This window comes from Streptacidiphilus neutrinimicus (assembly GCF_000787815.1).
In the GTDB taxonomy this organism is placed as follows: Bacteria; Actinomycetota; Actinomycetes; order Streptomycetales; family Streptomycetaceae; genus Streptacidiphilus; species Streptacidiphilus neutrinimicus.
Map to the genome: position 1 here is coordinate 1 of NZ_BBPO01000137.1, position 10,327 is coordinate 10,327.

The 10,327-nt window shown below is 72.5% G+C and carries 12 protein-coding genes; 2 read left to right on the forward strand and 10 right to left on the reverse strand.

Annotated elements, in window-relative coordinates; genetic code table 11:
* Window positions 1–820: 820 nt before the first annotated feature.
* The 4 genes from TR48_RS37200 to TR48_RS37210 all read right to left on the reverse strand — a co-directional run bounded on the left by TR48_RS37200 (window position 821) and on the right by TR48_RS37210 (window position 4,951).
* A complete protein-coding gene (locus TR48_RS37200) occupies window positions 821–1,732 on the reverse strand; it encodes an MBL fold metallo-hydrolase (RefSeq protein WP_042375111.1) in 912 nt (303 codons plus the stop codon).
* A 123-nt stretch (window positions 1,733–1,855) separates the two neighbouring features.
* Complete coding sequence (locus TR48_RS44060; RefSeq protein ID WP_161789985.1) at window positions 1,856–1,996, reverse strand: hypothetical protein; 141 nt, start codon at window positions 1,994–1,996, stop codon at window positions 1,856–1,858.
* Between the two features lie 222 nt (window positions 1,997–2,218).
* Complete coding sequence (locus tag TR48_RS37205; RefSeq protein ID WP_042375123.1) at window positions 2,219–2,803, reverse strand: TetR/AcrR family transcriptional regulator; 585 nt, start codon at window positions 2,801–2,803, stop codon at window positions 2,219–2,221.
* A 189-nt stretch (window positions 2,804–2,992) separates the two neighbouring features.
* Window positions 2,993–4,951: an Ig-like domain-containing protein gene (locus TR48_RS37210; protein WP_152628397.1), complete on the reverse strand. Its 1,959-nt coding sequence runs from the start codon at window positions 4,949–4,951 to the stop codon at window positions 2,993–2,995.
* Window positions 4,952–5,313: 362 nt separating this feature from the next.
* Between TR48_RS37210 and TR48_RS37215 the strand changes: the two genes are divergently transcribed.
* Window positions 5,314–6,384: a phosphatidylinositol-specific phospholipase C gene (locus tag TR48_RS37215; RefSeq protein ID WP_052443369.1), complete on the forward strand. Its 1,071-nt coding sequence runs from the start codon at window positions 5,314–5,316 to the stop codon at window positions 6,382–6,384.
* Between the two features lie 48 nt (window positions 6,385–6,432).
* Here TR48_RS37215 and TR48_RS37220 read toward each other — a convergent pair whose 3' ends face one another.
* Together TR48_RS37220 and TR48_RS37225 are read right to left on the reverse strand one after the other, a co-directional pair.
* Complete coding sequence (locus TR48_RS37220; protein WP_042375113.1) at window positions 6,433–6,726, reverse strand: hypothetical protein; 294 nt, start codon at window positions 6,724–6,726, stop codon at window positions 6,433–6,435.
* Between the two features lie 66 nt (window positions 6,727–6,792).
* Window positions 6,793–7,356, reverse strand: a complete 564-nt coding sequence (locus TR48_RS37225; protein ID WP_042375115.1) for a hypothetical protein — start codon at window positions 7,354–7,356, stop codon at window positions 6,793–6,795.
* A 426-nt stretch (window positions 7,357–7,782) separates the two neighbouring features.
* Between TR48_RS37225 and TR48_RS37230 the strand changes: the two genes are divergently transcribed.
* On the forward strand, window positions 7,783–8,031 hold the full coding sequence (locus TR48_RS37230) for a hypothetical protein (protein ID WP_042375117.1): 249 nt from the start codon (window positions 7,783–7,785) through the stop codon (window positions 8,029–8,031).
* 30 nt (window positions 8,032–8,061) lie between these two features.
* Here TR48_RS37230 and TR48_RS37235 read toward each other — a convergent pair whose 3' ends face one another.
* From TR48_RS37235 to TR48_RS44065, 4 genes are all read right to left on the reverse strand, one after another.
* Entirely contained in the window at window positions 8,062–8,388 is a 327-nt protein-coding gene (locus tag TR48_RS37235) for a DUF6401 family natural product biosynthesis protein (RefSeq protein ID WP_042375118.1), read from the reverse strand.
* 93 nt (window positions 8,389–8,481) lie between these two features.
* On the reverse strand, window positions 8,482–8,781 hold the full coding sequence (locus TR48_RS37240) for an SRPBCC domain-containing protein (protein ID WP_042375119.1): 300 nt from the start codon (window positions 8,779–8,781) through the stop codon (window positions 8,482–8,484).
* Complete coding sequence (locus tag TR48_RS46750; RefSeq protein ID WP_369405637.1) at window positions 8,759–9,688, reverse strand: DUF998 domain-containing protein; 930 nt, start codon at window positions 9,686–9,688, stop codon at window positions 8,759–8,761. The genes TR48_RS37240 and TR48_RS46750 overlap by 23 nt, the downstream gene beginning before the upstream one ends.
* 120 nt (window positions 9,689–9,808) lie before the next feature.
* Window positions 9,809–10,327, reverse strand: a 519-nt coding sequence (locus TR48_RS44065) for a hypothetical protein (RefSeq protein WP_042375121.1), incomplete at its 5' end; no start/stop codon positions are given.

A 10,327-nucleotide genomic window follows, 5' to 3' on the forward strand; every position in this document is an offset into this window, starting at 1 on the left:
GGCGGGCGCGCGGTCGGCCACCGCGGTCTCGTTCGTCGCCGCTTGCGCCGGCGTCGCATGCTGGCCGAGGAGCACGGCGGAGGCGGCGACGGAGGAGGCCATCAGCACGCCTGCGGTGAGGCGGGCACGGGTACGCGGGAGGCCGAGACGCATGTCACACTCCACAGGTCGTCGGACACCCCCGCAGCAAGCGGCCCGTAGACAGGCGGGTGCGCAACGCGGAGCCGCCCGGGAAATTGGCTGGCTGTCCTCGACGGAACCCGCGCATACGCACGGCGGGCTCTCGGTCGAGCATGTCCGCGGGGCTGATCCGCCGGGCTCTCCGGTGCTTCACCGGGCCCTCGCACGGCGCTGGGTTGCTGCCGCGTTCCGCTGGACGACCTCCACGCTCACACGACGCCGCCGCATGGGCAAGAAACTTCGGACATAAGTGGCCTAAACCACATAAGCCATTGCTAGCGCTTCCAGAAGCCTAGATTTCGTAGGAATAGCCTCAAATCGTTGCCCGCTCGGGCCAGGCGGCATGCCGCCTGGCCCGAGCGGGCGGGCGGCGGGCCGGCGGGCTCCGGCGGCAGGCTGGACAGCCGATGTCGGCGACAGCGGCGTGGCGCTCGGCGGGCAGGACCAGTCCGGTGCGGGCGGCCCCACCGGGCCGCCTCCGCTGGTGTGAGTTCGACGGCGGACACGGATGTTCTCCTTCTGCGTGGAGACGGAGAGGGGCGGAGGAGCGACCGGCGCTCTCACAGCCAAGGAGTTGCTCCGGACGGCCGCGGAGGTCGCCGCGGCCCGTGGGAGGACGGTGGAGCGGGGCCGGTCGCGGTCAGGCCGAGGCGGCAGGCATGTCGACGCCGTGCTCGGCGAGCAGCCGGTAACGGCCGTTCTCCCGGCGGACGGTGCCGGCTGTGGGCCGCGGGAAGTGGGTGCCCAGGAGCAGCGCGTCGGTGTCCGCCACGGCGTCGAGCAGCTGGGCCCGGGTGCGGACGGCCTGGGCGGAGTCGATGTCGACGCAGCTGTGCACGTGCGGGTGGGACAGCTGCACGGGGTGGTGGATGCTGTCGCCGGTGATCAGCGCCCTGCGCTCGCTGCCGCGCAGTTCCACGGCGACCTGCCCCGGGGTGTGGCCCGGGGCACGGACCAGGAACACGCCGGGGGCGACCTCGTGCCCCTGCTCTGGCACGTCGACGAGGTCGTACTGCCCGGCGTCGCGGACGGGGTGGACGGAGTCGCGGAACATCTGGGCGCGAGCCTCGTCGAGGTCGGTGGCGGCCCAGTGGTCCCATTCGGTGCGGCTGGTGAGGTAGCGCGCGCCCGGGAAGGTGGGGACCCAGCCCTCGCCCGCCAAACGGGTGTTCCAGCCGACGTGGTCGGTGTGCAGGTGCGTGGTGATCACCAGGTCCACGGACTCGGGCGGGAAACCGGCGGCCGCCAGACGGCCCAGGAAGTCGGTGTCCAGACGGTTCCAGGCCGGGTTGGCCCGCGGCTTGGCGTTGCCGATGCCGGTGTCCACGACGATCCGCAGCCCGCCCGCCTCCACCGCGAAGCTGTGACTCGCCAGCCGCGGCACCTCGTCGTCGGCGAAGTCGGGGCGGAGCCACGACGCCTCGTCCAGCACCTCCTTGGTGGCGTCCGGCAGCAGCCACGGTCCGGTCTGCCGCGGCAGTTCGATCTCGTCGACGCGGCGCACGACGATGTCGCCGAGGCTCCATCCGGTGCTCGCGGGGGTGCTGCTCATCGCTGGGTCCTGCCTTTCCAGGGTGGTTGCTCCACGGTGGTTGCTCCAGGGTGGTTGCTCGGGGCGTTCGTCGGATCGAAGCGCCCGGGGCGTCTGGATACGGCTGTCCTGCCTGGCGACCGGTCAGCCCGTCGTCGGCCGGCACAGGGTGCGGGCGAGGCCGATCACGGTCAGCAGGACGACCGCCACGGCGTGGAGCGAGACGGCGGTCTGCAGGCCGTAGCGGTTGGTCAGCAGGCCGGCCAGGACGGCCGGGACGCTCATGGCGAGGTAGCTGTGGACGTAGTAGGCCGCGAGTGTGCCGGCTCATCGGGCCGACGAGGACGGAGAGTGGACGGGAAAGGCGCTGCGGCCGCCCAGCCGGGGCAGGCGGTGGGAGGGGGACGACGGGGCCACGATGCTGAGCACGAAGCACCTCTCCTGCCTAAAGCAAACTCTTTGCGTTAGGAGAGAGACTAGGCTCCGCGTCGCCCAAAACGCAAACGCTTAGCTTTTAGGTGCGGCGGGGGCGGAAGGCCGACCGAGCGCCGTCGCCACGAGGCGGTCGGTGTAGGCCGCCGACAGATCCGAAGGGCGGAACAGGATGCGGTACATCAGGGGGGCGACGACCACGTCGAGCAGGGTCTCCACGTCGGGAACGGCCTCCCCGCGCCCGGCCGCGCGCACCCCGACGGCCTTCAACTGCTCGGCGGCGTAGTCGGAGCAGCGAACCGCGTTGCCCTGCTCGGGGTCGCCCAGCAGGGCGTCGCGGATGTACGTGCGGCCCGCCGTAGAGGACATCTCCTCCGCGAACTGCACCGCCCACGCCTCCAGGTCCGCCCGCAGGCTGCCGTGGTCGGCCGGCGCGCCGTCCGGGCGCAGCCGCTCGACGGCCACATCCGACAGCAGCTCCCGCAGGTCCCCCCAGCGGCGGTAGACGGTGGACGGGGTCACCCCCGCGCGGGCGGCGATCAGCGGCACGGTGAGCGCATCCCGCCCCACCTCCGCCTCCAGATCGCGGACGGCCTGGTGGACGGACTGCTGGACGCGGGCACTGCGCCCGCCGGGACGTGTGGTCGCTCGGGCACTCATGCCCACCAGCTTAACGCGAAGGAATTGCGCTCCCGCCGACCAGAACCCGCCGCCCGGACCCTGGGCCGGCCCGCACCAGCACAGCACCCCGCACACACAGCATCCCGTCGGGCCGGTCAGAGTCTGACCGGCCCGACGGGAGCGAGCGGAGGATCTGTCCGGGGCCGTGCGAGCCCGGAGCTCAGGCGCTCACGCCACGCCGAGGAGCCACGGCTCGGCGGGCTTGGCCATCGACGTCCCGCTGCCGGCGCCCAGCCACAGGTACCCGTCGCCACCCTTCCACGCCACCTCGAAGCTGCCGTCCGCCATCGTCACCAGCGACGGGCTGAACGAGGTGCCGCTGCTGCCCACACCCAGCAGCCACGGCTCCGCCGGCTGCGACATCGACGTGCCGCTGCCCGTCCCCACCCACAGGTTCCCGTCGTTGCCCTTCCACGCCACCTGGTAACCGCCGTTGGGCAGCGCCGCCAAGGACGGACTGGTCGTGTCGGCCACGCCCAGCAGCCACGGCTCCGCCGGCTTGGCCATCGATGTCCCGCTGCCGGCGCCCAGCCACAGGTACCCGTCGCCACCCTTCCACGCCACCTCGAAGCTGCCGTCCGCCATCGTCACCAGCGACGGGCTGGAGGAGCTGCCGCTGCTGCCGACACCCAGCAGCCACGGCTCGGCCGGCTGCGACATCGACGTGCCGCTGCCCGTCCCCACCCACAGATTGCCGTCGTTGCCCTTCCACGCCACCTCGTAACCGCCGTTGGGCAGCGCGGCCAGTGACGGACTGGTCGTGTCGGCCACACCGAGGAGCCACGGCTCGGCCGGCTTCGCCATGGTGAGCCCGGTGCCGGTGCCCAGCCACAGGTCCCCGTCGCCGCCCTTCCAGGCGACTTCCCAGCTGCCGTTGGGCAGGGCGACGATCGACGGGCTGGTACCCGGAGCGACGCCGAGCAGCCAGGGCTCCACGGGCTTGGCCATCGTCGTCCCGCTGCCGGTGCCCACCCACAGGTTCCCGTCGGCGCCGACCCACGCGGTGACCCAAGTGCCGTCTGTGAGCGTGGCGATGGACGGCTTGGTCCCCTTGGCCACGCCGAGCAGCCAGGGCTCGGCCGGCTGGGCCATCGACGTCCCGCTGCCGGTGCCCACCCACAGGTTCCCGTCGCCTCCCCTCCAGGCCGTGGTGTAGCCGCCGTTGGGCAACCCGGTGAGGCCGGACGAGCTGCTGCGCGGCAGGGCGGCGACCGTGACGGTGAACGGGCCGTAGGTGTGGTTCTGTCCGTCGGTCTCGTTGGCGGTCGCGGAGATGGTGTAGCTGCCGCCCGGCAGGCCGGTGGTGTTCCAGGCCTGGGCGTAGTTGTCGGCCCCGGTGCCGCCGTTGATGGTCTGGGTGCCGTTGGGGCCGGTGATGGAGTAGGTCAGGGAGTTGACGACCCCCTGGGAGCTGGCGACGGCGGTCAGGTTGACCGTGCCGGAGACGGTCTGGCCGGAGGCGATGGCTTGGCCGTTGGCGTCGAGAGTGACGTTGAAGTTCGCGGGGACGGCGGGGGCGAGGCTGTTGGAGCGCAGCAGCTCGAACGAGGAGGTGGGATAGCCGTCGATGCTGGCGTCGTGGATGTTGGCGGGGTACTCGCCGGTCCGGACGCTGGGGTTGTCCTCGGCGATGTAGGTGAAGTCGCCGTTGGCCTGGTTGGTCCAGCCGGCGAAGAGATTGATGTGCTCGCCCGCCACCGCCAGCGCGTCGCCGGGCTGGAGCTGGGACCAACTGCTCAGCTTGGTGCTGTAGGTGGAGGAGTCGATGCCGGGCGAGGGGGTGGTGACGACCGGGCTGCTGGTGAGCTGCCAGGCCATGTCGACCAGGCCGCCGCAGTCGGTGCGGTAGGGGCCGCCGACCTCGCTGTCGGAGAACGACTGGGACTGGTTGTAGCTGACCTGGTGGCTGACCCAGTCCCTGGCACGCGCGACCATCTGGGCGCCGGTCAGCTTCTGCCCGACCCCGGTGCCCAGGGTGCCCGTGGAGGTCGGCGTCTCGCTCCCGCTGTTGTCGTACGTGCCGGTGTCCGCCGACGCGGGCACGACCGCGCACAGGCCCGCGACGACCGCCGTCGCGGCCACCAGGGCGAGACGGGAAAGGGCACGGGCAGAGCTGGGCCTGGACATGGGTGTTCCCCCGAATCGTGTGGAAAGGGATGTCAACGTGAGGCGTAGCGGTCAATTCCTGCTGCGCGGATGTGACGTAGTCCCGCCGGATTTCTTTTCCGTCCGGCCTTCTGGGAAGAGCTTGCCCTGCGGCCGACGCCGCCGGAACGGTCTCCGCCTGGCACCAAGCGGCCCGGCACCTTGGTGCCCGCACGGCAGACCCATTGCCGAGCGGCACGTCGCCTGGGAGGATCGCGCTCGGCCCGTACGGCTCGGTAACTTTCCGTCATACGAGGGAGGTTGACCAGCGCAACGCCGCCGCACCCGGCCCGGACTCTCCCACTCTCCAACTCTCCAGCCAAGCCAACCCGAGGGAGCACCACATGAGCGGAGCTCGCCGCGTCGCGTCACGTGCCGCGCTTCTGGCCGCCGTGCTGACCTGCCTGGCCGGTGTCACGGCCACGCCCGCCCTGGCCGACCAGACCGGAGGCTATTCCCACGACAGCAGCATCGGGCTGACGGCCACCGACTGGATGGCCCGCCTGCCCGACTCGACGCTGTTGAGCGAGCTGTCGCTTCCTGGCACACACGACAGCGGCGCCTCGGTCTTCGGCGGGGACATCGCCTTCACCCAGTCGATGGACCTGGCCACGCAGTTGAACTCGGGGATCCGGGCCTGGGACATCCGGCTGGGCGAGTACTCAGGCCGGCTGGAGCTCTACCACGGCATCGCCCGGCAGGGTCAGGACTTCCAGAGCGACGTCCTCGCCACCGCGGACGCCTTCCTGCAGGCGCACCCGACGGAGTTCGTCGTGATGCGGGTCAAGGAGGAGCAGACCGTCACCGACTTCGCCGACCAGGTGCACAGCTACCTCGCCGCCGACCCGCGCGTCTACCGCGGCCTCAGCGACGATCCGCAGCTGGGCGACATCCGCGGCAAGATCGTCGTCCTGCAGGACTTCTCCTCGCCGGACCGGGAGGGCATCCCCTACGCCAACAGCGACTGGTCGGTCCAGGACGACTACACCCTCTCCACCAACTGGGACCTGGCCGACAAATGGCACAGCGTCGCGGACCAGTTGGACGCGGCGAGCTCGGGTCCGGGCACCGAGACGTACGTCAACTACCTGAGCGGCTCGGGCGGGTCGTTCCCGTACTTCGTCGCCAGTGGCCACTCCAGCCCCGGGACCAGCGCGCCCAACCTGCTCACCGGGTGGACCCGGGGCATCATCAACTCGTGCGGTGGATCGTCCAGTTGCATCCCCGAGTACCCCAGCGTCAACTGCTTCTGGGGCACCTGCTCGGTGGCCTTCCAGGGCGTGAACGTCATGGCGATGCGGAAGATGGACGCGGCGGCCGGCACGCCCCACCGCTACGGAATCGTCTACGCGGACTTCCCCGGAACCGGGCTGGTCCAGGACATCATCAACTCCAACGTCGGGGCCCGCAGATGAGTCGACTGCTCGCCCCCGGGACGACCCACCCGGGCCGGCCCCGCGAGGTCAGCCGGTGTAGCGGAGGACCGCGGCGCAGCCGTCGTCGGCCGGAGCGCTGGGGAGCAGCTCGCTGAAGGCGGCGTCGGTGAGCGCCGCGGCGCGCAGCAGCAGGGCTGAGGCCGGGGCCTGGAAGGCGGCAGCCCCGTGCTCGCCCAGCGCCTCGGGCGAGCTGCCGGTCAGCTCCGGGTCGCTGCGGGTGCCCCACTTGGCGGGGTCGGCACCGCGTGCGGCGTGCAGCAGCAGGGTGGGGACGTTGCCGCGAGCGAACGCGTCGGCGACGGCCGGGACGCCACAGGACATATTGCGCGGCCGTTCAGGGCCCGTGCCTCAGCCGCTCAGGGCCCGCCGCCTCCCCGCAGGACGGGCTCACGACCGGAAGTCGCGGGCCTTGATCTTGGCGAAGCGGACGCCGTCCGGGTGGTGCCAGACCACGCCCTCGCAGCCGTCCGCGTCCGCGAGCGCGAGGACGGCGGCGCGGACGCCGTCGAAGGTCAGGTCGTGGACGTCCACGGGCAGGGCCGTGGCGTGTCGGACGAGCCGGTGCCCCTCGGCGCGCTCCGGATTGCCGTTGATCTTCGGGCCGACCAGCTCGAAGGTGCCGGTGACGCCCTCCGGCACCACCGTGTTCGCGACGGCCTCGGCGTGGAACTTCGCGAACGCGGACTGCCCGACCGGCTCCCAGCCCATCGTCTTGCCCGTCACCTGGTCCGTCTCGACCGCGACGTAGTTCGGCGGCGCGGCCTTGCCGGGCTTCACCTCGCGGCGCGCCCACCACTCGCCCTGCGCGTCGAGCATCACGCAGGTGCCGTCGTACTTGCGCGTCGCGACGCCCTCGCCGTCGAAGACCCACTGGCAGGCGGGGTTGGGCTCGGGAAGGACGCGGGCGCGGTCGTCGGGATCGCGGCGGAACAGCGTGGGGATCTTGCGCATGAAGAGTCCTCGGTCGGAGCGGTCAGGGCGGCGCGCGGGCCGCACCCATGGTGGGGCAGGCGAGGACGCAGCGGCATCTGCATTTATCAGGGACGCCTGCGCCGCGCGGCGCTGAGCCGTCAGTGGCCGGCATTCGGGGCCCCGTCGACCTGGAGGATCTCCCCCGGTGACGCACGGCGCGTTCTCCCGGAGGACCACCGCGTCCACCACGTCGCGGATCTCGCCGATGCGGCCGAGCGGGTGGAGTCGAGCCGACGCCTCCCGGGTCTACGCGTGGTGACCGCGGCCGGCGTGCTGGCGGCGCGGGAAAGCGGGTGACCAGTCCCCGTCGAACCCGTGGCCTCACGCGTGCCGAAGCCCACCACCCCGCGGTGTGGCGGCTGCCGACGGCGTGCGCGATCGGGGCGGGCGACGGAAGCTGGACGCATGACTCAGGCAGACGCGGGAGCGCCGCACGCGAGCCCGGCCCACGCGGTCGAGGTCGGCGCGCTGGAGCCGCAGGCGCACAGCCGGCAGGTCCGCATCGTGCGGCCCGGCACCACCCCGGTCGTGGTGGCCTGCTCCAGCCGACAGCAGTTCGAGGAGGTCCTGCGCCGCGAGCGTCCCGACCTCTCCCCCGACGCCCCTGACGTCGTCCACTGGGCGGATCACCCGGGCGAGTGGCCTTCCGGCTGACGGCTGCCGAACGCCCGGCCGCGCCCGGTCTCAGTGCGCGTCGGGCTCCAGCAGCCGGTGCTCGCGCACCAGCCAGCAGACGGCGGTGAGGCGGCACACGGCGAAGTCGTGGCCGACCGGCTCCCGCCAGCCGAGCTCCTCCAACGCGTCCAGGAAGCCCAGCGCGTAGTCGGAGAGGTCTTCGGGGTCCGGCGCCTCGGCGGGCAGATCCGGGGACGGGCCCCGCAGCCGTTCCCGCAGCTCGGCCACGTGCTGGTCGACGACCGCGACGAAGCCGGGCTCGAACGCGAGCTCGGCCAGGCGCGGCGCGTACGCGTCGACGAGCCGCGCCAGGGGCGCGAACCGTATCTCGGACATGCGTTCCAACATACGGTCCACGCCGCGCGCTGTGACCGGCCTCCGGCCTTCCTGCCCGTGAGACCTTCGGCACAGCGCCCGCCGCAGGGCGGTTCACGTGCCGGGCGCCATCTCCCAGGGCTGCTGGGCCAGCGCCTCGCCCGTCTCCAGCAGGGACTTGAGGTTCGCCATCACCGCCGGCCAGCCGTGGGACACCGCGCCGAGCGCCCCGGCGTCGGGGAGGTCCTCGTGGGTGACCGTGAGCCGGACGATGTCCGGGTGGGGCTCGATCAGGAAGGTGACGACCGACCCCGACCTGCTCGTCCAGGCGAACCTCGTCGCCGTGGTCCGCCGCGGCCGGGTCGCCCGGCGCCCAGCGCACCCGGCACGCTCAGGACCAGGTGCGGGCGTCACCGCCGACCCAGGTCACCTGCGCCGGATCGTCCAGGTTCACGTCGTGGTGGCCACGGTCACGGCACAGGCGCAGCACGTCCTCAGGACGGAAGGCCGGGCCCGCGTCGTAGCCCTGGATCTCGACGCGACGGAAAGGGCGTGGGCCTGGCACCACCGCATGGACGGTGACCAGTGTCTTGGCGCTCATGCCTCCAGCCTGCACCCAGCCACCGTGCCAGGCATCCCGGATCGTGACCGGCGGACCCGGCTCCACCGACTCCGCAGTCGACTCCACCGCAGGCTCCACGGCGGACTCCCCGGCCGGCTCCGGAGCGGGGCCTCGGGCCACGGCGGGCATCAGGCAGGAGGCCACGACGACCAGCGGCCACAGCGCCTGCCCGGAGGTCAGCACGCGTTCCACCAGGCCCGCGTCCCCGTGGCCCCACTCCTCGTCGGCGAACCAGAGCGCTCCCAGCATGAACAGCACCGTCACCGGTAGGGCGAGCGCCGGGCGCAGCGCCCACGCCCGCCGGTCGCGACGGCGGTAGGCCGCGAGCGCGGGCCAGACGGCGAGGAAGGCGTAGCCGACCACGACGGAGCTGCTGTGCCGCATCGAGCCGCCGCTCATGGGCACCGGCGAGAAGGCGACCAGCACCGCCGCCACGCCTCCGAGGGCCAGGGAGAGACGCCCCAGGACACCGGCCGCGCGCAGGCCCAGCGCGGTGACCAGATGGCACACGCCGAGCGTGCCGATGGCTCCGGCCATCATCCAGGGGTCGACGGCTCCGTCACCGGCCAGCTCGCTGATGGTGTCGGTCAGCGGGTCGTAGCCCGGCCCCTGCAGGGGGGCCGACACGAGCCAGCCGCCGACCAGCACCACGGGCGCAACCGCCGACGACAGCACCGCCCACCAAGCAACACCTCGCATCAGCCCACGGTAAGCACGCGACCGCCCGCTGCCGGGAGTCCCACGCGGGGAGAATGTCCGTTTTGGACCACTCGGGCGGGCCCGGCGCGGCGTGCTCCCGGGCCGCCCGCGGGGCCTGCGTCAGCTCAGCTCCGCGCAGAGGTCCTCGGTCGTCCCCTCGTGGGAGACGACGTCGGGGTGGTGGGCGGCATCGATCTGGAGGGTGATCCGGCCGCTGAGGATCCAGTAGCCGGGCGGGGAGTACGGGTTGCCCGGGTGGATGCCCATGCCCAGGTGACCGGAGATCACCCAGGTCTGGCTGCCGTCGGCGTGGTAGTACAGCCACCCCGTTCCGGTCAGGTTCTCGTCCGCCGACCTGCCGTTGGACTCGTTGGTGTAGCGGACCACGAGCTGACCGGTGATCTCCTGCTCCGTGGGCTCCCCCGAAGCGTCCACGGCGAGGGTGCGGATCTTCTCGCGGTCCGCCACGGGGACACCGGTCAGCGCGAACGCGCAGGCGCTGCCCGCGGGGTCGGTGATGGTGCCCCTGTGGTACGGCTGCCAGGGGCCGGGCTGGTCGGCCGAGGCTGCGGCGGCACCGGTACGGCCGGCCGCGTCGGCGTTCGTCGCGGCGGTGGCGCCGGTCGCGGCGGTCGCGGC

Bases quoted from the DNA above. Each gene is read 5' to 3' on its own strand.
- TR48_RS37200 (WP_042375111.1), bottom strand. From the start codon at position 1,732: ATGAGCAGCACCCCCGCGAGCACCGGATGGAGCCTCGGCGACATCGTC.
- TR48_RS44060 (WP_161789985.1), bottom strand. From the start codon at position 1,996: ATGAGCGTCCCGGCCGTCCTGGCCGGCCTGCTGACCAACCGCTACGGC.
- TR48_RS37205 (WP_042375123.1), bottom strand. From the start codon at position 2,803: ATGAGTGCCCGAGCGACCACACGTCCCGGCGGGCGCAGTGCCCGCGTC.
- TR48_RS37210 (WP_152628397.1), bottom strand. From the start codon at position 4,951: ATGTCCAGGCCCAGCTCTGCCCGTGCCCTTTCCCGTCTCGCCCTGGTG.
- TR48_RS37215 (WP_052443369.1), top strand. From the start codon at position 5,314: ATGAGCGGAGCTCGCCGCGTCGCGTCACGTGCCGCGCTTCTGGCCGCC.
- TR48_RS37220 (WP_042375113.1), bottom strand. From the start codon at position 6,726: ATGTCCTGTGGCGTCCCGGCCGTCGCCGACGCGTTCGCTCGCGGCAAC.
- TR48_RS37225 (WP_042375115.1), bottom strand. From the start codon at position 7,356: ATGCGCAAGATCCCCACGCTGTTCCGCCGCGATCCCGACGACCGCGCC.
- TR48_RS37230 (WP_042375117.1), top strand. From the start codon at position 7,783: ATGACTCAGGCAGACGCGGGAGCGCCGCACGCGAGCCCGGCCCACGCG.
- TR48_RS37235 (WP_042375118.1), bottom strand. From the start codon at position 8,388: ATGTCCGAGATACGGTTCGCGCCCCTGGCGCGGCTCGTCGACGCGTAC.
- TR48_RS46750 (WP_369405637.1), bottom strand. From the start codon at position 9,688: ATGCGAGGTGTTGCTTGGTGGGCGGTGCTGTCGTCGGCGGTTGCGCCC.